This window comes from Lonsdalea quercina subsp. quercina, assembly GCF_000688695.1.
GTDB classification, from domain to species: Bacteria; Pseudomonadota; Gammaproteobacteria; order Enterobacterales; family Enterobacteriaceae; genus Lonsdalea; species Lonsdalea quercina_D.
Window position 1 is genome coordinate 261,100 of sequence record NZ_JIBQ01000004.1, and the last position, 24,333, is coordinate 285,432.

The 24,333-nt window shown below is 58.1% G+C and carries 20 protein-coding genes; 14 read left to right on the forward strand and 6 right to left on the reverse strand.

Annotation, left to right across the window (positions count from 1 at the left end):
* Positions 1-14: 14 nt before the first annotated feature.
* On the reverse strand, positions 15-884 hold the full coding sequence (locus SB13_RS04465; protein WP_026739203.1) for a nucleoside-specific channel-forming protein Tsx: 870 nt from the start codon (positions 882-884) through the stop codon (positions 15-17).
* Between the two features lie 695 nt (positions 885-1,579).
* Here SB13_RS04465 and SB13_RS04470 point away from each other — a divergent pair.
* The 8 genes from SB13_RS04470 (at position 1,580) to SB13_RS04505 (ending at position 9,577) form a co-directional block, all read left to right on the forward strand.
* The gene (locus SB13_RS04470) at positions 1,580-3,253 is read left to right on the forward strand and encodes an ABC transporter substrate-binding protein (RefSeq protein WP_051616554.1); all 1,674 of its coding nucleotides are present in this window, start codon (positions 1,580-1,582) and stop codon (positions 3,251-3,253) included.
* A gap of 52 nt (positions 3,254-3,305) precedes the next feature.
* The gene (locus SB13_RS04475) at positions 3,306-4,259 is read left to right on the forward strand and encodes an ABC transporter permease (RefSeq protein ID WP_026739205.1); all 954 of its coding nucleotides are present in this window, start codon (positions 3,306-3,308) and stop codon (positions 4,257-4,259) included.
* A gap of 2 nt (positions 4,260-4,261) precedes the next feature.
* A complete protein-coding gene (locus SB13_RS04480) occupies positions 4,262-5,161 on the forward strand; it encodes an ABC transporter permease (protein WP_081821821.1) in 900 nt (299 codons plus the stop codon).
* Between the two features lie 4 nt (positions 5,162-5,165).
* Positions 5,166-6,200 carry an ABC transporter ATP-binding protein gene (locus SB13_RS04485; RefSeq protein WP_026739207.1) on the forward strand — a complete coding sequence of 345 codons (1,035 nt, stop codon included), beginning with the start codon at positions 5,166-5,168 and terminating at the stop codon, positions 6,198-6,200.
* Complete coding sequence (locus SB13_RS04490) at positions 6,201-7,175, forward strand: ABC transporter ATP-binding protein (RefSeq protein ID WP_026739208.1); 975 nt, start codon at positions 6,201-6,203, stop codon at positions 7,173-7,175.
* Positions 7,176-7,341: 166 nt separating this feature from the next.
* Complete coding sequence (locus SB13_RS04495) at positions 7,342-7,704, forward strand: DUF2502 domain-containing protein (RefSeq protein WP_036150835.1); 363 nt, start codon at positions 7,342-7,344, stop codon at positions 7,702-7,704.
* 495 nt (positions 7,705-8,199) lie between these two features.
* A complete protein-coding gene (gene cysQ / locus SB13_RS04500; protein WP_026739209.1) occupies positions 8,200-8,940 on the forward strand; it encodes a 3'(2'),5'-bisphosphate nucleotidase CysQ in 741 nt (246 codons plus the stop codon).
* 430 nt (positions 8,941-9,370) lie between these two features.
* Positions 9,371-9,577 (forward strand): DUF1107 domain-containing protein, encoded by a 207-nt coding sequence (locus SB13_RS04505; RefSeq protein ID WP_026739210.1) that lies wholly within the window; start codon positions 9,371-9,373, stop codon positions 9,575-9,577.
* 197 nt (positions 9,578-9,774) lie between these two features.
* On the opposite strand, the gene paeA is transcribed toward SB13_RS04505, so the two are convergent.
* Complete coding sequence (gene paeA, locus SB13_RS04510; RefSeq protein ID WP_026739211.1) at positions 9,775-11,103, reverse strand: polyamine export protein PaeA; 1,329 nt, start codon at positions 11,101-11,103, stop codon at positions 9,775-9,777.
* Positions 11,104-11,334: 231 nt separating this feature from the next.
* Positions 11,335-11,976 (reverse strand): peptide-methionine (S)-S-oxide reductase MsrA, encoded by a 642-nt coding sequence (msrA, locus tag SB13_RS04520; protein ID WP_026739213.1) that lies wholly within the window; start codon positions 11,974-11,976, stop codon positions 11,335-11,337.
* A gap of 261 nt (positions 11,977-12,237) precedes the next feature.
* Between msrA and tamA the strand changes: the two genes are divergently transcribed.
* The 3 genes from tamA to SB13_RS04535 are packed head-to-tail and all read left to right on the forward strand — an operon-like array spanning position 12,238 to position 18,136.
* Positions 12,238-13,947 carry an autotransporter assembly complex protein TamA gene (gene tamA / locus SB13_RS04525; protein WP_081821822.1) on the forward strand — a complete coding sequence of 570 codons (1,710 nt, stop codon included), beginning with the start codon at positions 12,238-12,240 and terminating at the stop codon, positions 13,945-13,947.
* A complete protein-coding gene (gene tamB, locus SB13_RS04530; protein WP_026739215.1) occupies positions 13,944-17,786 on the forward strand; it encodes an autotransporter assembly complex protein TamB in 3,843 nt (1,280 codons plus the stop codon). Before tamA ends, tamB begins: the two co-directional genes overlap by 4 nt.
* A gap of 2 nt (positions 17,787-17,788) precedes the next feature.
* Complete coding sequence (locus SB13_RS04535) at positions 17,789-18,136, forward strand: gamma-glutamylcyclotransferase family protein (protein ID WP_026739216.1); 348 nt, start codon at positions 17,789-17,791, stop codon at positions 18,134-18,136.
* 325 nt (positions 18,137-18,461) lie between these two features.
* Here SB13_RS04535 and ppa read toward each other — a convergent pair whose 3' ends face one another.
* The gene (gene ppa / locus SB13_RS04540) at positions 18,462-18,992 is read right to left on the reverse strand and encodes an inorganic diphosphatase (RefSeq protein WP_026739217.1); all 531 of its coding nucleotides are present in this window, start codon (positions 18,990-18,992) and stop codon (positions 18,462-18,464) included.
* Positions 18,993-19,282: 290 nt separating this feature from the next.
* On the opposite strand from ppa, the gene SB13_RS04545 reads away from it, so the two are divergent.
* Positions 19,283-20,869 carry a methyl-accepting chemotaxis protein gene (locus SB13_RS04545; RefSeq protein WP_026739218.1) on the forward strand — a complete coding sequence of 529 codons (1,587 nt, stop codon included), beginning with the start codon at positions 19,283-19,285 and terminating at the stop codon, positions 20,867-20,869.
* 54 nt (positions 20,870-20,923) lie between these two features.
* On the opposite strand, the gene plsY is transcribed toward SB13_RS04545, so the two are convergent.
* Complete coding sequence (gene plsY, locus SB13_RS04550; RefSeq protein ID WP_026739219.1) at positions 20,924-21,550, reverse strand: glycerol-3-phosphate 1-O-acyltransferase PlsY; 627 nt, start codon at positions 21,548-21,550, stop codon at positions 20,924-20,926.
* Between the two features lie 107 nt (positions 21,551-21,657).
* Between plsY and folB the strand changes: the two genes are divergently transcribed.
* Both folB and bacA read left to right on the forward strand, forming a co-directional pair.
* Positions 21,658-22,011 (forward strand): bifunctional dihydroneopterin aldolase/7,8-dihydroneopterin epimerase, encoded by a 354-nt coding sequence (gene folB, locus SB13_RS04555; protein ID WP_026739220.1) that lies wholly within the window; start codon positions 21,658-21,660, stop codon positions 22,009-22,011.
* A 140-nt stretch (positions 22,012-22,151) separates the two neighbouring features.
* Positions 22,152-22,973, forward strand: a complete 822-nt coding sequence (gene bacA / locus SB13_RS04560) for an undecaprenyl-diphosphate phosphatase (RefSeq protein ID WP_026739221.1) — start codon at positions 22,152-22,154, stop codon at positions 22,971-22,973.
* 84 nt (positions 22,974-23,057) lie between these two features.
* On the opposite strand, the gene SB13_RS04565 is transcribed toward bacA, so the two are convergent.
* Positions 23,058-24,290, reverse strand: coding sequence for a multifunctional CCA addition/repair protein (locus tag SB13_RS04565; RefSeq protein WP_026739222.1), 1,233 nt, complete (start codon positions 24,288-24,290; stop codon positions 23,058-23,060).
* Between the last annotated feature and the right edge of the window lie 43 nt (positions 24,291-24,333).

Below are 24,333 nucleotides of genomic sequence, written 5' to 3' on the forward strand. Positions count from 1 at the left end.
GTCGACGCGCATCGTTAGAAGTTATACCCCACCATGGCGTAATACCCCCATCCGGTCGATTTGATCGGCCCCTGCGGCGTTCCAATCTCCGCGCCATCCTGCCACTGTCCGCCGTGATGGAAATAGCGCGCGACAAGGGCGTAGTGCCAGTGGTCGTAGCCCAGCGCCAGGATATGGCTGGAGGCGATGGCGTTGCTGGTCCGCACCCGTTTTCCATTGCCGTCGACCCAGTTGCTGTCTTTAGCCAAATCGGAACCGAAGTCGAAGTTAGTAAAACCGATGTAGCTCAAATTGCCGCCCCACAGCGGCGTCAGCGGTACAAAATATTTCACCTTGATGCGATAGCCATCCCACTGATTTTCATTGGCCGCCTGGTAGTTTTCCCACTGATATTTGGCGTACACGTTGAGCGATAGATTGATCGGCAGGCCGGTATCAATATCGGTGCCTAGCCCCATATACCAGGTATTTTGACGTCCGTCGGCGTTATGCCCCAGGTCGTAAATATAGTTATTGGCAAAGTACCACTGTTTGAAGGGACCCACGCTGAGATCGGTGCCGGTCAGGCTGTCGAGGGAGAAACGAGGTTCGATTTCCATAAACAGCGGAGAGCCTTTGTCCCAGATGCCGCTGTCGGGCGTGTTGCCGACGCCAAACGATTTGGGAACATCTACATAGCCGTAAAAGTCCAGCCAGTCTGTTTTGGCGAAGGCTTCGTATTCCAGATAAAGGTCGTTATTCAGCTGAGGTCCGAAACGGGTATGGTAGCTGCCGACCACGTTGACGCTCTGGTGCCACCAGTCCGAGACGTACTGGCTGTCGGCTGAAGCCGCGCTAAAAGACGCAGCCAGTAGCGTAGAGGCGGCAAAGACGATTTTCTTCATATATTTCCTCATTGAAACAAAGAGCGTTTCCTGCTCGTTGAAGGTGTCGGCGTGCTGAAGGCAAGCAAAGCGCTGGCGCTATCGCCGCAATATGCTGACAGCACGCGGCACAAAAGAGTGGGAAGTGAGAGCGAGTTTGACGGCCTATCGCGAATACCTTGTCCGCAGGTGCTGCTCACCGTGCCGAGGGCCGTATAACGGTTGGCGGTGGGTATCCCTGCCACATCATTGTCGTCATGCCGGCCTGAATCGGCGTCCATCGACTTCTGCCTGTGAGAAGCAAATGACATACCAGAAAATATCGGCTTCATCGCCGCCTTTCATTTTGTTACCCGATGCAATAAATGACGAACGTTGAAACGAAAAATCCGCCTAAAGCCTGAGTCTTTCGCCTCTTTTTGGTGAAAAACACCCTGAGGATGCACCAGCGAAGAGCCAAACAGCGCGGATGGGGGAAGCCGTCTGCGGCGGGCGAGAGTATCCACCGAATGCCTGTGGGAAAGTTTGGCTTGCATCACGACTTACCCGGTTTTTTCTTTCAAAAAAGGCTTACACCGATTGTTTACGCGGCTAATTAATTGAAATTCGACGATATACCGACTTTCAATAAGTTAAAGCTATCGTTTGCAAGTAGAGTTGGTACGCAGCTTGCGTGCAGGTGGAGGAAACCTCCACCACACCAAGGAATGCTGCTGATGAAAGAACACTGTTCCGGCCCCTCGTTTTCTCTGACTCGTTTGGCTCTGGCCGTTCTGCTGGTGGGGGCGACGCTGCCGGCGGCCGCTCGCGCCGAAAGCACGTTGCGTATTGGCATGACGGCGGCGGATATTCCGCTGACGCTGGGTCAGCCCGATCAGGGGTACGAAGGCAACCGTTTTACCGGCATCACGCTTTATGATTCGCTGACGCAGTGGGATCTGTCACAAAGCGAAAAGCCCAGCGGACTGGCGCCCGGTCTGGCGACGGCCTGGAAAGTCAATCCGGACGACCCGACCAAATGGACCTTCACGCTACGTCCGGGCGTGAAGTTTCACGATGGCACGTCGTTCAATGCCGATGCGGTCGTATGGAACGTGGATAAGGTGCTGAACAAGGCTTCCGTCCAGTTCGCCCCGGCGCAGATCGGCACGACGGCGTCCCGCATGCCGACGCTGGCGTCCGCACGTAAGATTGACGATCTGACGGTGGAGCTCACCACCACCGAGCCGGATGCGATTCTACCGTACAACCTCACGAACCTATTTATTGTTTCCCCCGCCGCCTGGCAGCAGGCGTTTGATGCCGTACCGGCCTCGGTGACCGACCGGGCTGAGCGCGCGAAACAGGCCTGGACCGCGTTTGCCGCCAAAGCCGTCGGGACGGGGCCGTTCAAGATGAATAAGCTGGTCCCGCGCCAGCAGCTTACGCTCGATAAAAACCCGGACTATTGGGACAGCAAACGCGTTCCGAAAGTCGACCATCTGATTTTGGTGCCGCTGCCGGAGGCCAATGCCCGTACGGCGGCGTTGTTGTCCGGTCAGGTGGACTGGATTGAAGCGCCCGCGCCGGATGCGATGGATCAGATCAAGAGCCGCGGTTTCAAGATCTACGCCAATGCGCAGCCGCACCTCTGGCCGTGGCAGTTCTCGTTCGCGCCCGGTTCGCCGTGGCGGGACAAACGCGTGCGGCAGGCGGCCAACTTGTGTATCGACCGCAGTGAGCTGAAGTCATACCTCGGCGGTTATATGCAGGAGGCCACCGGCATTTATGAAAAGGATTCGCCGTGGTACGGCCATCCGCAGTTCAAGATCCGCTATGACGCGGACGCGGCGCGTCAGTTAATGCAGGAGGCGGGTTACAGCGAGAGCAAGCCGCTGTCGGTCAAAGTTCTGACGTCCGCTTCCGGTTCGGGACAAATGCAGCCGCTGCCGATGAACGAGTTCATTCAGCAGAGCCTGAAAGCCTGCTATTTCAACGTCAATATTCAGGTCACGGAGTGGAATACGCTGTTTAGCGGCTGGCGGCTCGGCGCCAAAGACCCGGCGGCGCAGGGGGCGAATGCCATTAACGTCAGCGCGGCGGTGATGGACCCGTACTTCGGCATGATGCGTTTCGCCAGTGAAAAAACTTTCCCGCCCATCTCCACCAACTGGGGATATTTCTCCACGCCGCAGATCGAGGCGTTGATCACCAAAACCCGCAATGCCTTCGAGCCCGCCGCGCTGGATGCCGCCGCGGCCGAACTTCATACGGCGATGGTGGATGAAACGCCGTTCCTGTTCGTCGGGCACGACATGGCGCCGCGCGCCATTTCTCCTGCCGTGACCGGCGTCGTGCAGGCGCAGAGCTGGATGATTGACCTGACGCTGCCCGCCAAAAAAGCGGAGTGATATCGTCTGCCGCCCTTGTTCGGGCGGCATCTAATCCCAATGCGGAGGAGCCATGTTTGTCTATCTGATCCGCCGTCTGCTGCTGGCGACGCCCATTCTGCTGGGGGTGGCGCTGGTGTGTTTCATGCTGGTGCACATGACGCCGGGCGATCCGCTGGTATCGGTCATGCCGCCGGACGCCTCGGAAACACTGCGTCAGCAGCTGATTCGTGACTACGGTTTTGACCGGCCGTTGCCCGTGCAGTTTGGGCTATGGCTGTGGCACGCCGTGCAGGGCGATTTGGGGATGTCTATCGCCAGCGGTCGGCCGGTTTTCGTCGAGGTGATGAACGCCGTCGGGTACTCGCTGCGACTGGCGGTGCTGGCGACGCTGATTGGTTTTCTGCTCGGCAGCTTCTTCGGCTTCGTCGCGGGGTATTTTCAGGACAGCTGGCTGGACCGGCTGGCCTCGGTGCTGTCGGTTTTCGGCGTCAGCGTGCCGCACTACTGGCTGGGGATGCTGCTGGTCATTGTGTTCTCATCACAGCTCAACTGGCTGCCCGCGACCGGCGGCGGTCCGTTAGGCGAAGGGGGCTGGGCGTGGGACTGGGCGCATCTGCGATTTATGCTGCTGCCCGCAATTACGCTGTCGGTGATCCCCACCGGCATCATCGCGCGCACGGTGCGGGCGCAGGTGGCGGAAACGCTATCTCAGGAGTTTATCGTCGGGCTGCGGGCCAAAGGCATGAGCGAACTGACGCTGTTTCGCCACGTGGCGAAGAATGCGGCCCCGACCGCTATGGCGGTGATGGGCCTACAGGTCGGTTATCTGATGGGCGGTTCAATTCTGGTCGAAACGGTCTTCTCGTGGCCGGGGACCGGGATGCTGCTTAACTCGGCGATTTTTCAACGCGATCTGCCGCTGTTGCAGGGCACCATCTGGGTTCTGGCGCTGTTTTTCGTTGTGTTAAACCTGCTGGTGGATGTGTTGCAAACGCTCATCGATCCGCGAATTAAAAGGGGCTGAGCATGAGTGTGAATATCGGCGTTGCGCCCTCTCCGGTGGCCGAAACGGTGACCATCGACCGCTCTTCCGGCTATTGGCGGGAAGTGGGAAAAAGGATGGCGAAAGATCCCACGGCGTGGTGCGTCGGCGGCGTCATCATGGTGCTATTGCTGCTGGCGATTTTCGGCCCCTGGCTGGTTCATGGCGATCCCTACACCACCTCCATGTTCAAACGCCTGAAGCCCATCGGCACGCCCGGCTATCCACTCGGCACCGATGAACTGGGACGAGACATGCTGTCGCGGCTGATGCTGGGCGCGCGTCTGTCATTGTTCATGGGGATTACGCCGGTGATCCTCGCGTTTTTTATCGGCTCTGCGATCGGCATCGTCGCCGGGTATGCGGGCGGATGGCTGAATACGCTGATCATGCGCACCATCGACGTCTTCTATGCGTTTCCTTCCGTGCTGCTGGCGATTGCGCTCTCCGGCGCGATGGGGGCGGGCGTGGGCAACGCGCTGCTGTCCCTGACGCTGGTGTTCGTGCCACAGGTGACCCGTATCGCGGAAAGCGTCACGACCCAGGTGCGCAACCGCGACTATATCGAAGCCGCGCGCGCGTCCGGCGCGTCTGCGTGGGTCATCATCCGCACTCAGGTGTTAGGGAATGTGTTGGGACCGATTTTTGTGTTCTCGACTGGATTGATCTCGGTGTCGATGATCCTCGCGTCCGGCCTGTCGTTCCTTGGACTGGGCGTGAAGCCGCCGGAGCCGGAGTGGGGGCTGATGCTGAATACCCTGCGTACGGCAATCTATACCCAGCCGTGGGTATCGGCGCTGCCGGGCGCGATGATCTTTATCACGTCGATCTCTTTCAACCTCCTCGCCGATCGACTGCGGATCGCGATGGCGATAAGGAGCTGATGCGATGAATCCTCAGGATATTGGCGGTCCCGCTCAGCCGCTGCTGATTGGCGCCGACTTGGTTAAACACTTCCCGTTAAAAGGCGGACTGGGCAAAGCCGAGCGGGTGCGCGCGCTGGATGGTATCGCGTTCAGCGTGATGAAAGGGGAAACCTTGGGCGTCGTCGGTGAATCCGGCTGTGGAAAGTCGACGACCGCCCGCGTGTTGATGCAGCTGATCGAGCAGGATAGCGGCGAGCTGATTTTCGACGGGCTGACGGTGGGCGGCAGCCAGCTTTCTCTGCGCGACTACCGACGACAGGTGCAGATGGTGTTTCAGGACAGCTACTCCTCGCTGAATCCACGTCTGACCATGCAGGCGGCGATTGCCTTCGGACCGTCGGTTCACGGGGTGCCAGCCGCGGAGGCGAAACGTCGCGCGCGCGATTTGCTGGACAAGGTGGGGCTGGACCCCGCGCGCTTTGCCGGTCGCTACCCGCATGAACTCTCCGGCGGCCAGCGGCAGCGCGTCAATATCGCCCGGGCGCTGGCGGTTGAACCGCGGCTGGTGATCCTGGATGAAGCGGTATCGGCGCTGGATAAGTCCGTCGAGGCGCAGGTCATCAACCTGCTGCTGGACTTGAAAGAGAGTATGAACCTGACCTATGTCTTCATCAGTCACGACCTGCATGTGGTGCGCTATCTGTCCGACCGCATCATGGTGATGTATCTGGGGGAAGTGGTGGAGGTCGGCCCCGCGGAAAGTCTGTTTGTGCAGGCTCGTCATCCCTACACGCGCGCATTGCTGAGTTCGATGCCGTCGATGGATCCCGGCGCGCGAACTCAGCAAGCGCCGCTGATCGGCGATCCGCCCAGCCCGATCCGGCCGCCCTCCGGCTGTCGCTTTCATACCCGCTGTCCGCACGCTGAAGCGGTGTGCGCGCAGCGAAAACCCATCATGTCCTCCTGCGGCGACGGGCATCAGGTGGCTTGTTTGATGGTAGAACTGGATGCCGGGCATTCGCTCAGCGCTGCCGGACTCTCGGCTGAGGAGGTTTGAATGACGGCACAACCCTTAATGGCAGTGGACGATCTGCAGGTAAAGTTTCGGCGCGGCGATCAGACGTTATCCGCGGTGAACGGCGTGAGCCTGGCGCTGGGACGCGGAGAAGTGCTGGCGTTGATCGGCGAATCCGGCTCCGGCAAGAGCGTCACGCTGCGCGCGTTGATGCGCCTGCACCCGGCACGGACCACCACGATCGACGGTCGGATCCGTATTGCCGGTCAGGATGTGATGGCGCTGTCGCCGCGCGAACTGCGGGCGCTGCGTGGACCGACGGTGGCGATGATTTTTCAGGAGCCGCTGCTGGCGCTGGATCCGGTCTATACCATCGGTCAGCAGATTATGGAAACCGTGCGCAGGCATCGCGCCGTTTCCCGCCAGCAGGCGCGCGAGATAGCGCTGGACGCGCTGCGGCGGGTCAGGATCCCCAGTCCGGAACAGCGGCTTGGCGCCTATCCGCATGAACTGTCCGGCGGGATGCGGCAGCGCGCCATGATTGCACTGGCGCTGGCCTGTCAGCCGCAGCTGTTATTGGCCGACGAACCGACGACGGCGCTGGATGCCACGGTGCAGATCCAGATTCTGATCCTGCTACGCGAACTACAGCAGCAGCTGGGCCTGTCGATCATTTTCGTGACGCACGATATCGGCGCGGCGGTGGAAGTCGCCGACCGGGTCGCGGTGATGTATGGCGGACGCATTGTTGAGCAGGCGCCGTTGGCCGAGCTGATGCACAGCCCGCGTCACCCCTATACGCGCGTGCTGCTCGGCACCCGGCCGCAAGGCGGGCTGGAAAAAGGCAGTCGTCTGGTCAGCATCTCTGGCGCGCCGCCGGATCTGGCTCACTTACCTGCGGGCTGCGCCTTTGCGCCGCGCTGCCCGCAGGCCAGCGAGCTCTGCCGACAGCGGGTGCCTGAGGAGAGTCGGGTGGCGGCGGAACATCAGGTGTTTTGTCACCACTGGCAGGCATGATGAACGAATTTTGTTCGACTCTGTATGGCCTGACGGCCTTTTTGTGGCAGGAAATGCTGGTGTAAGCTTAATAACAGGAAATTAGCCATTTTCCGATAGAGCGCCGGGGGGAATCCCCGTATACCGTTGGCATACGCCGCATCGCGGCTATGCAGAGGGTATAACGATGATTAAACCGCTGTTGTTCGCTGCCGTTTTGGTTAGCGTGATGTATACGGCGCCCGCCGCGCAAGCCGACAGCCTGAGTCTGTCGCTGCCGGGCGTTCAGCTACACATTGGCGATCGCGACAGACGAGGTTACTACTGGGATGGCCGCTACTGGCGCGATCCTGACTATTGGCGTGAACGTCACCATTACCACAGGCCGCCTCCGCCGCCGCGCCATTACTACGAGCCGCCGCCGAGAGTGATTGTCGTGCAGCCGCCGCCGCGGGTCTATCGGGAGGAGCGCCACCACCGTGGGCCTGACCGAGACTGGGATCGCGACCGTGGGCGTCGCCACCATTGGGACGACGATCATCGACGGTAATCATCATTCAGGCGGGGGGCGAACTTATCCCGCCATGCCGTCCGGTCAGACCAGCCATTAACGAACCTTAAGGGATGCCAGCAATTGCGGCATCCCTTGTCATTTTCGGCCTTTAAGCCCACCCCGGCCCCTGGCGGAGCGAGTCGTGAATCCCTTGAAATCGTGGAGATCCACACCGTTGGTTGAATCTCAGCGACCCTGACGTGCTTCTGATATCACACGAAGAGCTTTCGAGAGCGCTCGGGTACGACGTTGCAAGACGTGAATGTCTTCCTCACGCCCATGCTTGGGCCTGTCTTAGGATGAGGTGTCCTTACGAGGTGGTAGTGAAGGGCATATCCCATATAATCATGATGAACAGATGAAGTATCATCCCTGAAGATGATGAGCGTGCGGAAGCGGTCATCGCCTGTAGGATTATGGCCGGCTCATCCCTTTTCAGCGTTATCCGACGGGGCGTCAGGCGGCCTCGGCAACCGGTAGAGAGGAGACATCATGCTAGATCATATTTGCCAGCTAGCGCGTGAGGCGGGTGACGCCATCATGCAAATCTATGAAGGACAGGAACCGGTTGAGGTCAAACACAAGCAGGATGACTCGCCGGTGACCGCCGCCGATATCGCCGCGCACAAAGTCATTGCCCGCGGGCTGACGGCGGCCTATCCGACGATCCCTCTGTTGTCTGAAGAAGATCCGCCGCCGTGGTCCGAACGCCAGCAATGGCAGCGTTATTGGCTGGTGGACCCGCTGGACGGGACAAAAGAGTTTATTGGTCGCAACGGTGAGTTCACCGTCAATATCGCGCTGATCGAAGACGGTAAGCCGGTGCTGGGTGTGGTCTATGTGCCAGTGACCGGCGTGATGTACGCCGCAGCTGAAGGGAAAGCCTGGAAAGAGGAGTGCGGCGTCCGTCTGCCGATCCAGGTGCAGGACGCTCGTCCGCCGCTGGTTGTGGTCAGCCGTTCCCATGCGGATGCGGAACTGCAGGACTACCTCGCCCAGTTAGGCGATCACCAAACTGTCGCTATCGGTTCGTCGCTGAAATTCTGCCTGGTGGCGGAAGGAAAAGCGCAGCTTTATCCGCGTTTCGGGCCCACCAGCGTATGGGATACGGCCGCAGGGCATGCCGTGGCGCTGGCGGCGGGCGCGCAGGTCAATGACTGGAAAGGACAGCCGCTGTCTTATCTTCCTCGCGAATCGTTTCTCAACCCCGGATTCCGCGTCTCCCTGTATTAATCCCGTCTGAGGGTTCTCCGGGCCGGAGTGCCTGGCCCGGAGCCCTTCAATGGCTATTCACACCCTCTCTCACATTAAGCGCGTTAAAGTTTTATGAGGATTGTCCGAAACCTTTAAGCGCTGTCGTCATTTCGTCATAAAAAGACGATATAACACCGCACGGGATAAATGAGCTGGCTGAAATAGCGGAAGACGCCGCTGGCGAATGCTGTTCTGTATCACCCTGGTATTTGAAGGTTTATTCTGATTTATCAAATTTTGCGTTTTTCTGTTCCGTAAACTAATGTAAAAGCGATAAATAATGCTGGCTTATAGGGAACTTCCCATTAAATATCTACCCTAAATGTAGGATAAAGCTTGGTGCGTCATACACCCTGTACCGGGTTGGTGGCAGGAGACGCACTTCTGGAACAACGTAAGGAGAGGAAGTATGAGGATCTTCGAACGCTACAATCCTTTTAAAGTCGCCAAATACGTGAAGACTCTGTTTCGCGGACGGTTGTACATCAAAGGGGTTGGTGCTTTTGAGTTCGACTACGGCAAGATTTTACTGCCGAAAAAGAAAGACAAGCAGCATCTTGAAGTCATGTCTGAGGTTAACCGTCAGGTCATGAAACTGCAGTCAGAGCTGGCTTAACGCCGACTGCCGCCCTCGCTATAGGATGTTGGAGACGACGGACCGGACTGTTGCGACACATGCAAAGAACTGATGCGTGATGTGTAAAAAAAACAGGTTCGGATCTGCGCCGGTATGAGGGTGACCGGTAAGCCATGCGGTTATCCAGCGTCAAAAAAGGCCCTTTACGGGCCTTTTTTAATGGAGGAAAGACAGCTTTACGGCTGCACGATGGTGATATCCGGGCCAGCGCTTCCGGCCGGTTTATCTTCCAGTCGCGTGACCAGCAGCTGATCAATCTTGTAGCTGTCGATATCCACCACTTCGAACTTGTAGCCCGCGAAACGCACGAAATCGGTCCGCTTGGGGATTTTGCGCAGGGTGTACATCATGAAACCGCCGATGGTTTCGTAGTTGCCGGAGTGGGGGAAGTCGTCGATATTCAGCACACGCATCACGTCGTCGATCGGCGTGCCGCCCTCAATCAGCCAGGAGTTGGCGTCACGGGCGACAATCTGCTCTTCCAGTCCCTGTCCCACCAAATCGCCCATCAGCGTTGTCATCACGTCGTTGAGGGTGATGATGCCGACCACCAGCGCATATTCATTCAGAATCACCGCGAAGTCTTCGCCTGCGGTCTTGAAGCTTTCCAGCGCCTCGGACAAAGTCAGCGTATCCGGCACAATCAGCGCCGGGCGAATCTGTACGCCGCTGGTCAGTTCCAGGCTCTGATTGCCCAGCACGCGGTTCAACAGGTCTTTAGAATCGACGTAGCCGACGATCTGATCGATATGGCCGTCGCAAACCAGGAATTTGGAGTGCGGTTGCTGGGCGATTTTCTCTTTGATGCTTTCTTCGTCCGCATGCAGGTCGAAGAACACCACGCTTTCGCGAGAGGTCATGGAGGACGGGACGGTGCGGGATTCCAGCTCGAACACGTTTTCGATCAGCTCATGTTCCTGCTTGCGCAGCACGCCGGCCAGCGCGCCAGCTTCCACCACCGCGTAAATGTCGTCCGACGTAATGTCGTCCTTACGCACCATCGGCAGCTTCAGCATCCGGAAGATCATGTTCGCCAAGCCATTAAACAGCCATACCAGCGGTCGGAAGATCAGCAGACAGAAGCGCATGGGGTTGATGATCCGAACGGCAACCGTTTCGGGGGCGATCATGCCTATGCGTTTCGGCGTCAAATCGCCAAGCAGAATAAACAGGCTGGTAACCAGCACGAAGGAGCAGATAAAGCTGACGCGCTCGGCCATTTCCGGCGACATCACATTATCGAACAGCATATTAAAGTAGGGGGAGAAGGCGGCGTCGCCGACAATACCGGCGAGAATGGCAACGGCGTTGACGCCGATCTGAATCACGGTAAAGAAAATACCGGGCGTCTCCTGGAGCTTCATCACTCGTTCGGCGTTCTGGTTGCCCTCGTCCGCCATGAGTTTGAGCTTGATTTTGCGCGATGCAGCCAGGGAAATTTCAGATACGGAGAAAAACGCACTTACGGCGATAAGAAAAATAATTAATAACAAACTGTTTAACATAGTTTTTTCGCTTTGCCTCAATAGACAGGGCGATCCTCAGGAAGGAAAATAATCATGAACCGACGGCAGGGAGCCGTGGACAAGGCCGGTTATCAGCCTCATGTCGGCGGCATTATAGCAGGAGCGCTCAAAGAACCGCCAGCACTGGCGTGCGGCGATCGGCGGGCCGCTGATACAGGGTTTCAACGAGGAAAAAATGCCGCCGGTTTTACGCGACGGCATGCAGTGAAATCAGCGCTGCGGCGGCAGACAAACGCCGATGCCGCCTAGCCCGCAATACCCTTCTGGATTTTTGTACAGATACTGCTGATGCTCATCTTCCGCATAGTAGAACGGCCCGGCCTCCGCGATTTCGGTGGAAACCGTTCGCTTATCGCCCGCGGCGGCCATCGCTTGCTGGAAGCGCTGCAGACTCTCTTTCGCGGCCTGTTCCTGCTGTGCCGTCAGCGTGTAGATGGCTGAACGGTACTGCGTGCCGACATCTCCCCCCTGACGCATCCCCTGAGCCGGATCGTGATTTTCCCAAAAGATTTGCAGCAGCTTCTCGTAGCTGATAATGGCCGGATCGAACACCACCCGCACGACTTCCGCATGACCGGTTTTGCCGGTACAGACTTCCCGGTAGGTCGGGTTCGGCGTGAAACCGCCGCTGTAGCCGGCCGCTGTGCTGTAAACGCCTGCCTGTTCCCAGAACAGGCGTTCTACGCCCCAGAAACAGCCCATGGCGAAAATAGCGACGTCCATGCCCTCCGGGACATGCGTCATCGAGTGCTGATTGACCACATGAAGCCGGGCGACAGGCATCGGTGTTGCCCGGCCTGGCAGCGCGTCGGACTGGCTTATCGACTGCGTTTTATCAAAAAGTGAGACCACGTTGAGCTCCCATTTGCTGATTGGATCATCGTTATCGGTTAGGGTTCCGGTATTTTCCGGGCAGGATAAAAGGGTGTGCGAGCAACTTTCCCCTTGTATACACTATATTTTAGGCTTTACCGGCTAATATCTATGGCTAAAGAGAAATAATTTAATTCAATAGGGTGATCAGGGAGCGCAGTGGCGATTTTTACATTGAAGAGGAATTTTTATCGCACTGGCGGCCTCCGCCTGTGTCGTGTGTTAGGGGTGTGCGGATTAATGCTGGCGAGTGCTTCTGTCGGTGCCGCTTCCAACGTTCGTTTGCAGGTCACGGGGCTGACGGGCGAGCTGCAAAAGAACGTGCGGGCGCAGCTGTCTACCATTACCGCCGACGAAGTCAGCGCCGATGGACGCTTCCGTTCCCGCGTCAACAATGCTATCCGGCAAGGGTTGCGGGCGCTCGGTTATTATGACCCCGAAATCGACTTTCAGTTCTTACCGGCGGTCAACGGCGGCCGACCGGTGCTGATGGTCAAAGTATCGCCGGGAGAGCCGGTAAAAATCGCCGGTGTGGACGTCGATATAGAAGGACATGCCCATAATGACGAGGACTTCCTGAAGCTGCGCAAAGAAAAGACGCCGGCGATAGGCACGGTCCTCAACCACGGCGACTATGACGATTTCAAAAGCGATCTGAATACCCTCGCCGTCAGTAAAGGCTACTTCGACGCGCACTTCCTCAAAAGCCAGCTTGGGGTGATGGAATCGACCCATCAGGCCTTCTGGGACATCGACTACGACAGCGGCGATCGCTACCGCTTCGGCGCGCTGAGCATTGAGGGCTCGCAGATCCGGGAAGAGTATGTCCGCGCGCTGCTGCCTTTCCATGAAGGCGATTACTACACCTCGGAGCAACTGGGCGAATTCAACCGCCGACTCTCGGCCACCGGATGGTTTAACTCCGTGGTGGTTTCCCCCGATCTGCAACGGGGAAGAGAAAACAACAATAAAGAGCTGCCGATGGAGGCCCTGCTGTCCCCACGTACCCATAACACGGTGGAAACCGGGGTCGGCTACGCCACAGACGTCGGTCCACGCCTGAAAACGACCTGGAATAAACCCTGGGTAAACTCCAGCGGCCACAGTCTGCAGAGCAGTTTCAGCGTTTCGGCGCCGGAGCAGCAGCTCGATCTTAGCTATAAAATTCCGCTACTCGCCAACCCGCTGGAGCAGTATTACCTGCTGCAGGGCGGTTTCAAACGTGAAGACCTCAATGATACCAAGGCGGATTCCACCACCCTGAATGTGGCCCGCTACTGGAACTATTCAAGCGGCTGGCAGCGATCGGTCAACCTGCGCTGGAGTCTGGATCACTTTACCCAGGGGTCGGTGACTGACACGACGATGCTGCTCTACCCCGGTTTCAACGTGAACCGCACCCGTCAGCGGGGCGGGTTGATGCCGACGTGGGGAGACTCGCAAAGCTACTCCATCGATGTGTCCAATACTGCCTGGGGATCCGATATCGACTTCTCCGTCTTCCAGGCGCAGAACGTCTGGATCCGTACCTTGGAAGAGAAACACCGGTTCGTCGTGCGCGGCAATCTAGGCTGGATTGAAACCGGCAGCTTCTCCCGCGTGCCGCCCTCCCTGCGTTTCTTTGCCGGTGGCGATCGCAGCATTCGCGGCTACAAGTACAAATCCATCTCCCCCCACGACGGCGACGACAAGCTGACCGGCGCCTCCCGTCTCGCGACGGGCTCGCTCGAATACCAATATAACTTTACCGGCAAATGGTGGGGCGCGGCGTTTATCGACAGCGGNGAGGCGGTTAACGACTTCAAACAGAGCAACTTTAAAACCGGGGCGGGGGTTGGCGTTCGCTGGGCGTCCCCCGTCGGGCCAATCAAGCTGGATATCGCACGGCCTATCGGCGATCCGGAAAAACACGGTTTACAGTTCTACATCGGTTTGGGGCCGGAATTATGAGTAAGTTGAAAAAAATCGGGATCGGCCTCATTGCCGTATTACTTGCGCTGATCGTGGCGCTGACGCTGTTGGTGACGACGACGCCAGGACTGCATTTCATGCTGAACTCGGCCACGCGCTGGGTGCCGGGATTAGCCATCGGGAAAGTGGACGGCGGCTGGCGCGACCTGACGTTACAGGACTTCAGCTATCAGATGCCGGGCGTGACGGTGAAGGCGACCCGCCTGCATCTGGCTCTGACTCCGAGCTGTTTGTGGCACAGTAAGCTGTGTATCAACGACCTGTCATTACAGGGGCTGGACGTGGTGGTGGACACAAAGGCCATGCCGCCCGCCTCTCAGGAGACGACAACCGCCAGCGAACCGACCACGGAGATCTCCACGCCGCTGACGCTTGATCTGCAACATTTCAGCCTGCAAAACACCCGTGTGACGGTGGACGATATCGCCATGTCGCTGGCGGAGTTTCAAACCGGTATGTTTTGGCAGGGGCGGTCGCTGACGTTGCAGCCAACCCGCATCGCCTCTTTACTGGTCGCGCTGCCTAAAACCCCGGTGGGACTGGTCGTCAAAGACGACGTGACGGCGGGCGACGTCGCGCAGACGCTACCGCAGGTCGCCAAGGCGTCTCAGGATAAGGACGTGAAGAACGCGGCGAAGGAGAAAGCGCCTGTCGAACCGCCGTTAGGCGAACGGCTGCAGGCGATGTTCGCCAAACCGCTGCTGAATGACATGCCAGACATCACCCTACCGCTGGACGTGACTATCGCCGATATCACCGGCGAGCAGCTGCGTGTCACCGGCGATCAGGACGTGACCATCAACCGTCTGCAACTCCAGGCCTCGACGCTGAAACAGGCGGTGACGCTACAGCGGTTCAGCGTGCAGTCTCCGCAGGGATCGCTGTTCGCCAACGGCGCGGCGACGCTCAACGGCGACTGGCCGGTGACCTTTAATGCCAACGGCGCGCTCAATATCGACCCGTTGAAGGGAGAGCGCCTGAAGCTCACCGTTGACGGCGCTTTGCGACAGCAGCTGAAACTGGCGATGAATCTCTCCGGTCCGCAACGCGCGCAGCTGAATATCGACACGGCGCTGGCCGAACAGGGGCTGCCGTTGACGCTGAAGCTGCAAAGTTCCCAACTGCGCTGGCCGATGACCGGCACCGCGCAGTATCAGATGAACAATCTGCAGGTGAATTTCGGCGGTAAAGCGACGGACTATGCGCTCAATGTGAAAGGCGATATCCGCGGCAGCGCCGTTCCGCCCGCTTCGCTGCGGGTCGAAGGGAAAGGCGACTTGCAGCTGTTCGAGCTGGCGCACCTACGCCTCGACGCGTTCGAAGGCTACAGCGATATTACCGCGAAAGTCGATTGGCGCGATGCCATCAACTGGAGCAGCGCGCTGACTATCAGCGGGATCAATACGGGCCGACAGTGGCCCGACTGGCCGGTGCGTCTCAACGGCATCATCAAGGCTAATGGGAAAGTGGTGTCCGGCAGCGACTGGCAGGTACAGGTGCCTCAGTTGCAGATGGACGGCAGCATCCGCCAGAACAAGCTGACGGCGAAAGGTTCGCTGAGCGGCAATGCGGCAGGGCAGTGGAACGTGCCCGGGCTGAATCTGGCGCTCGGCCGCAACCAGATCAACGTTAAGGGAAAATTGGACGACCGCTGGCAGCTGTTGGCTGACATCAATGCGCCAGAGCTCAATGGCATGCTGCCCGGTCTGGGCGGGCATATCCTCGGAAATCTCCGTCTGGACGGCCGCCGGGACGCGCCTCAGGTGCACGCCGACTTAACGGCCTCTTCGCTGCGTTGGCAGGATCTGCGGATCCAGCGTATCGATCTGAAAAGCGATGTTCGCACAGACCAGCAGATCCAGGGGACACTGGCGCTGAAGGTGGCCCAGCTCACACAGGGTTCGCTGAAGGTCAGCTCGGTTGATCTGGAAGCGGGCGGCAACGAAACCAAACATCAGCTTCAGCTCACGGTGAAAGGCGAGCCGGTTTCCGGCCAGCTTGCGCTGAACGGTAGCTTTGACCGCGCTCAGGAACGCTGGCGCGGGACGCTGAACAATACCCGTTTTGACACGCCGGTCGGCGAGTGGCGGCTGACGCAAGCCATGTCGCTGGACTATCTGGCGGCGGCGCAGAAAATCACCGTCGGCACCCATTGTTGGGTGAATCCTCACGCCGAAGTGTGCGTGCCGAAGCCGATCCAGGCTGGCCCCAGCGGACAGGCCAGCGTGCGGCTTAATCGCTTCGATCTGGCGATGCTCGAGCCTTTCCTGAGTGAAGACACTGTGCTGACCGGGCGTTTCTCCGGCGATGCCGACGTGAGCTGGCAGGCAAACGGCGGACTGCCGCAGGCCAAGGTCACGCTGAACGGCGACGGCGTGAGCGTGCGTCAACAGATGCAGGGGGGAGCGCTGCCGGTGGTGTTTGACACGCTGACCCTGAATGCCGGCCTTGACCGCGGTCAGGCCAAAATCGGCTGGCGGATGGCGATTCGCGGCAACGGTCGTCTGAACGGGGACGTGCTGATTAGCGATCCGCAGCAGCGTCGCAACCTGAGCGGTACGGTCACCATCGATACGCTGTCGCTGGATATGCTCAACCCGGCGTTGCAGCAGGGCGAGAAGGCTGCCGGCATTCTGAACGCCAATCTGCGGTTGGGCGGCAACGTCGAACGTCCGCAGCTCTTCGGTCAGATGGTGCTGGAAAAACTGGATATCGACGGCAACTGGATGCCGGTCGACCTGAAGAATGGACGCCTTGCGGTGTACTTCAACGGGATGTCCTCCACGCTGCAAGGGTTTCTCAAGACCACCCAGGGTCAGGTCAACCTGGCCGGGGGGGCTGACTGGTCGCAGCCGGACGCCTGGCGCGCGCGCGTTGCCGTGAAAGGCGATCGCATGCGGGTCACGGTGCCGCCGATGGTGCGTCTGGATGTGTCGCCCGATATTGTTTTCGAAGCCACGCCTCAGCTGCTGGCGCTGAACGGGTCGGTGAACATTCCGTGGGCGCGCATCGTTGTGCATGATCTACCGGCCAGCTCGGTCGGCGTCTCGTCGGATGAGGTGATGCTGAATGAAGAAGGGAAACCGACGCAGCAGAAATCGACCTCGATTCCGATTAACAGCAATCTGACTATTCACATTGGGGACGACGTTAAACTCGACGCCTACGGCCTGACCGCCAATCTGGCGGGCGATTTGAAGGTAGCGCAGGATGAGCGTGGTTTGGGTCTTAATGGTCAAATCAATATTCCCAGCGGACGATTCAAAGCGTATGGTCAGGATCTGCAGGTTCGCAAAGGTCAGCTGCTCTTTGCGGGGCCGCCGGGACAGCCGATGCTGAATATCGAGGCGATCCGTAACCCCGATAACACGGAAGATGATGTTACGGTGGGGATTCGCGTCACCGGCTCCGCGTCGGCGCCCAAGTTGGAGGTCTTCTCCGATCCGACGATGTCGCAGCAGGAAGCATTGTCCTATCTGCTGCGCGGTCAGGGGCTGGATAGCAGCGGAACCGATAGCTCAATGATGACCTCAGCATTGATCGGTCTGGGGGTTGCGCAGACAGGTCAAGTTGTGGGTAAAATCGGTGAGGCTTTTGGCGTAAGCAATTTAGCTCTGGACACACAGGGCGCTGGCGATAGTTCCCAAGTCGTCGTCAGCGGTTACGTCGCGCCGGGCCTGCAAGTCAAATATGGCGTTGGCATATTTGATTCACTGGCAACGTTAACGCTGCGTTATCGTTTAATGCCGAAACTATATCTGGAGGCGGTGTCTGGCGTTAGTCAGGCATTAGATGTGCTCTATCAGTTCGAGTTTTAGCGATGCGAATTATTGTCTATGGCAGTTTACGACGCAAACAGGGAAATAGTCATTGGATGACCAATGCACAATGGTTAGGCGACCACCAGCTTGAAGGTTATGAGCTGTATGATTTGGGTCACTATCCGGCGGCAGTGGCGGGTGAGGGGGCGGTATACGGCGAAGTCTATCGCATCAGTTCCTCCATCCTGACCGAGTTGGATGCTTTAAAACGAGACGGTGGCGAATATCAGCGCAAGCTGATATTTACCCCCTACGGCAGCGCCTGGATCTATCTTTATCAGCGCTCCGTGATGGGTCTGCGGCGCATCAGTAGCGGCGACTGGTCTAAACGCGACGACGAAGCGTAACAGCCTTTCATCGTTCTGCTAGCCCGACATACGGCGCTTCGCTCATGACGGGGCAGGCGTAAAAACCAGGAAATCGTTTTTCATTCTGCTTCAGTAAATAAAAAACACCGCCAGTGGCGGTGTTTTTTTATGCCTGTCGCCAGGGAATGCCTCTCCGATTATCCTTCTTTACCGCCAATGCGCGCGATCGCGAAAGGGCGTCGGGGGGAGAAAAACGGGCGGGCGTTTAAATGACAAGGGGGCTGAGCCATTTAGCCTCAGCCCCCTTGCAGGGACAGGTCATGCGCTGCCGGGAACGTCTTCCCGCTGCGCTTTCACTGTGGGATTACTTGTTTTTGGNGCGTTCGAAAGAAGCAACGATTTCCGCTTTAGCGGCTTCAGCGTTGTCCCAGCCTTCCACTTTCNCCCACTTGCCTTTTTCCAGATCTTTGTAGTGCTCAAAGAAATGGCCGATCTGCGCACGGAGCAGTTCAGGCAGGTCGTTCACATCCTGAATGTGCTCGTACTCTTTGCTCAGTTTGCTGTGCGGTACGGCAACCACTTTGGCATCTTCACCAGATTCGTCGGTCATTTTCAGTACGCCGACCGGACGGCAACGGATCACTGAGCCTGGCTGCAGCGGATACGGGGTTGGAACCAGTACGTCGACCGGATCGCCGTCCAGCGACAGGGTGTGGTTGATGTAACCGTAGTTGCACGGATAGAACATCGCCGTAGACATAAAGCGGTCGACAAACAGCGCGCCGGTTTCTTTGTCTACTTCATATTTGATGGGATCGGAATTCGCGGGAATTTCGATGACTACATAAATATCTTCCGGAAGCGATTTGCCTGCCGGCACCGTATTCAAGCTCATGTCGGTTTCCTTCTCTTTCAAACCAGAAATGGAGTGGCGGTCATTATAGCCAACTCGTCGTGAAAGTCGCGGTTTTTAGCAGTACGGACGCCGGTTCGACGTGCCGCAGGGCCAGGGCTGCTTCAGCTGGGGGCTGACGTCATAGCGTGGTCGATAGCAAGCTAACCATAACCAATATAATAATTAATTTAATTGAAGAGTAAGGGTGATGATCCGATAAGAAGGGGGCTTCTTTAATGAGATTTATCTATTTTTCACGGCTTTTTCATTAAGTTAAGAGGGATTTTGGGATGTTGAAAAATATCACGGTGAAGTCCAGCCTGATTGTGTTGTTAAGCGTGATGGTACTGCTGCTGCTTTTGGTCAGCGGTATCGGCGCTAATGCCATCAGCCAGGGTAATGCTTCGTTAAGTTCGATCGATAAAATACAGGGGAAGGAACTTGGGACGCTGTCGGCGAGCTATACGGCGACGCTGCGAGCCCGCACCACCGCCTATCAGGCCGCACGGCAGATGGATGAAGGCAACATCACCCGGGCGAAAGAAACGCTGACGCGCGTTGAAAGTTATCTGGACCGTTCTCGCAAGGATATGGATGAGTTTCTGGCGTACGGCACGGTGACCGCTAAAGGGGCGATCCTGGCCGAGCAGATCAAAACCAGCTATGAAAGCTACCGTAATCTGGGCATTACCCCGATGATGGAAGCGTTGAAAAAAGGCGACACCGTCGAGTTCTACAAAATCACACAAGACGTCGTGGTGCCTTATAGCATGGCGATGGATAAAGCCATCAACGACTTCCGCGTCTTCGCCGTCATGGTGGGAGACAATCTGCTGACCAAAGCCGAAGAGCTGGCGTTGAGTCGTCTGTCGATTATCGGCCTTTCCTGCGTGCTGACGCTGCTGCTGTCCGGGGTGGCCTGGGTCGTGATCAAGCGTTTGATCCTGCAACCGCTGGATCGCTCCGTCTATCAGCTGGAAGTCATTGCTGGCGGCGATCTGTCCCAGCATATTGAAGACGGCGGCAAGAATGAAATCGGCCGCCTAATTCAGGCGATGAAGACGATGCAGGACGCGCTGGCGAACGCCGTCGGGCGAGTGCGCGATGCGGGGAGTCATATTGAGGTCGGCACGCGCGAGCTGTCCGCCGGCAACATCAACCTCGCGGAGCGCACCGAGGAGTCTGCGGCGTCATTGGAGCAGACCGCGGCCAGCATGGAGCAGCTGTCTTCTACGGTGAAACTGAATGCGGAAAGCGCCGATCAGGCCTATCTGCTGTCGCAGAACGTGGCCGATATCGCCGACAAGGGCAGCGATGCCGTTCGTCGGATGCTGGAAAAAATGGAGCTGATCTCCCAGAGTACGGCGAGCGTGGCGGATATCCTGGCCATGATCGACGGCATCGCTTTCCAGACCAACATTCTGGCGCTGAACGCGGCGGTTGAAGCAGCGCGTGCAGGCGAGCAGGGACGCGGCTTCGCCGTGGTAGCCGGCGAGGTTCGTAGTCTGGCCCAGCGCAGCGCGCAGTCCGCCAAAGAGATCAAAACGCTGTTGGAAGATTCGCAGGTACAGGTGCGTGAAGGCACGGAAATCGCGCAGGTCGCCGGTGAAACCATGAAGGACGTTTCGTCCGCCGTGGTGCAGGTGACGACGCTGATGGGCGAGATTTCCACCGCGACCCGCGAACAAAGCAACGGCATCGATCAGGTCAACACCGCCGTTTCGCAGATGGACAGCGTGGCGCAGCAGAACGCTTCTTTGGTGGAGGAGTCGGCTTCGGCGACGCGTTCGCTGGAGGAACAGTCGATGGAACTGGCGGCCAGCATGGCGCTGTTTAAGCTGGGAAATGAGCCGTTGGCCGCGATTACCCGCAGCTAAACGGAACTCTCGCGGCGCTGCGTGTCAGCGGCGTCGTGAACAAAACGATGCGGGTTATTTCTGTTCGGAAGAGGATGAAGAGGCGTTCCCGCGTCGTTTTTTCCAGATTTTGGTCTCCTGACCGCGCCATAAGCGCTGAATATTGTCGTGGTGGCGGACCAGAATCAGGCAGGAGAGCATGGCGACAGGGAAGGTCAACTGCGGTTTAAACCACCAGACGTAAAACGGCGCGATGAGCGCACTCACAATAGCGCCCAGCGACGAATACCCGCTCAGCAGCACGGTTAACAGCCACGTCCCCGTCATCAATCCCGTTAAGTCCCAGCCGATAGGCGCGATCGCGCCGAACGCCGTCGCCACCCCTTTNCCGCCGTGAAAGCGAAAGAACAGTGGGTAGATATGGCCCAGACAGGCGGCGATGGCGATCAAGCCGAGATAAAAGGGCGCGACGCCCAGCTCATAAGCGCCCCACACCGGCAGCATTCCCTTGAGAATATCGAAAAGCAGTACGGCGGCTGCGGCCCCTTTACCGCCGACGCGCAACACGTTGGTGGCGCCTGGGTTTCCCGAGCCGTTTTCGCGTGGGTCTGGCAACCCTGCGATCCTACAGACCAGAATCGCACTGGAAATCGAGCCGCACAGATACGCGAGGATAATCATTCCCAGCGCGGTAGCACTCATAGTATGCGTCCGTCTAATAAAGGTCGTTTTAATATTAGCATCCAAGGATAATACGCATATTCGGCCGGAAGNGGTATCCGGCAGCCGCAAAAACAGAGGGTAAGGTAATGGATATCGTTTTTATCGAAGAACTTAGCGTGATTACCACGATCGGCGTTTACGACTGGGAGCAGACCATCCAGCAGAAGCTGGTGTTCGATATTGAAATGGGATGGGACAACCGCGCCGCCGCCGCCAGCGATAACGTCAAAGATTGTCTAAGCTATGCGGATGTCAGCGAGGCGGTGATTGAGCTGGTCTCCACACAGCGGTTCGCGTTGGTTGAACGCGTGGCCGAAGATGTGGTCCAAATGCTGATGAAACGATTCGGGATACCGTGGATGCGTCTCAAAGTCAGCAAACCGGGGGCAGTCGCTCAGGCGCGCGCGGTCGGCGTGGTGATTGAGCGAGGAATGAGATAATTCCGGTATGTCATGATTAGAGACCCTTCCTAAGGTCATTAACCCGTAATCTCATTATTTTAATGTCGTTTCATATGCAGCGGCTCGCGTGCAGCGAGGCCGCTTTTTTATGGTTACGGTTTGATGGAGCTGAACAGGTAATGACAGATTCATACACGTTGCTGGTGGCGTTTATCCTTGGGATCGTCGAGGGTCTGACGGAGTTTTTACCGGTCTCCTCGACCGGGCATATGATCCTCGTCGGTCATTGGTTGGGATTTGAGAACGATCTGTCGAAAACCTTCGAGGNGGTGATTCAGCTGGGGTCTATTCTGGCGGTGGTCGTCGTATTCTGGCGGCGCATGTTCGGCCTGATCGGCATCCATTTCGGTCGCCAGCCCCATGAGGGCATCAAGCCCACAGGACGTTTGACGCTGGTGCATATCTTGTTGGGAATGGGGCCGGCGGTGGTGCTGGGGATGCTTTTCCACGACGCGATCAAAACCCTGTTTAATCCGCAAATGGTGGCATGGGCGCTGATCGCCGGCGGTATTTTGCTGCTGATTGCCGAAAAATGGCGTCCTAAAACCCCGCGCGCGGAGGGACTGGATGATATTAGCTATCGGCAGGCTTTCTACATCGGGTGTTTTCAGTGTCTGGCGCTATGGCCGGGATTTTCCCGTTCCGGCGCGACCATCTCCGGCGGGATGTTGACGGGCGTGAGCCGCTATGCGGCGTCCGAATTTTCCTTCATCCTGGCGGTGCCGATGATGCTGGGGGCCAGCGGGCTGGATTTGTATAAGAACTGGCACCTGATGAGCATGTCGGCGGTGCCGATGTTCGCCATCGGCTTCATCACGGCGTTCGTCGTCGCCATGATCGCGATTAAAACGTTCCTGGCGGTGATTAAGCGGATGTCGTTTGTGCCCTTCGCCATTTACCGTTTCATCGTCGGCGCGGCGGTGTATCTGATCTTCATGTAACAGAGCGGGAAGATCCCCGAGACCGGCGTTGCTCAACATACGGCCTTTCCCCCTGCGGCGACGCATGAAGGAAAGGCCGTTTTTTTAGTCCGCGTCCTGCTGGTCTTTCCAGTTCTGCAGCGCGCGGCGGCGGCGCCAATGCAGTTCGTCGCGAATCGCCACGTTGCGAAAGCCATCGGCCACGACCTGTGCGCTGGTGACGCTGCTCGCAACCTTAAAGGCTTCACGCAGATAATCACCCTGCGGATAAGGCTTGTTCTCAAAGCCGGTACGCCCGCGCGCGTCGGCTTCGCTGGTGAGGATCAGCTGGTCCAGGCGATGGGGTTTGCGCCAGACGTCGATGCTGTCGAACAGCTTCAGCAGCGTCTTAGGCTGCAGGATCGGCGCGGTATGCAGCAGATCGTGGTACTCCGCCACCAGTTTCGCCAAATCGCGTATCTGATTGGGGATCCGCAGCCGTTGACACAGCGCTTCAATCAGCTTGATGCCCGCCGGACCGTGTCCGTGGTGGCGCGGCCACAGCGACGGCGGCGTCAGACCTTTGCCGACATCGTGGCACAGCGAGGCGAACCGCACGTCAATCTCCGGGCTGAGCTGCGCCGCGATCGCCAGCGTCATCATGACATGAACGCCGGTGTCGATTTCAGGATGCCATTGTGCAGGCGCAGGGACGCCAAACAGATTGTCGATTTCGGGGAACAAGACCTGCAGCGCGCCGCAGTCCCGCAGCCGTTCGAAATAGACCTGCGGCGAGTTCGACCCCAGCGCCTTTTCGGTCTCTTTCCACACGCGTTCCGGCGTCAGGCTGTCGAGTTCGCCGCTGTCGACCATCTGACGCATCAGGGCCAGCGTTTCCGGCGCAATCTTAAAGCCGAGATGAGCGTAGCGCGCGGCAAATCGCGCAACGCGCAACACCCGCAGCGGATCTTCGCCGAACGCGTCGGAAACGTGACGGAGTTGTTTGGATTCGATATCGCGCTGGCCGCCGTAGGGATCGATCAGGCTGCCGTCTTCATCTTGCGCGATGGCATTGATGGTCAGATCGCGGCGCAGGAGATCCTCTTCCAGCGTCACATCCGGACTGGCGTTGCAGATAAAACCGGTATATCCCTGCCCGGATTTACGTTCCGTTCGGGCCAGGGCGTACTCTTCGCGGCTGGTGGGGTGCAGGAAGACGGGGAAGTCCTTGCCGACCTGCTGATAGCCGAGTGTTAACAGTGTTTCGGGCGTGGCGCCGACCACCACCCAGTCGCGCTCGGTGACGGGTTGATGCAATAAACCATCGCGCACGGCGCCACCCACAAGGTAAATCTTCAAACCCAACTCCTGAATCTACGGTTTCTTAGTGACTATGGCTCAC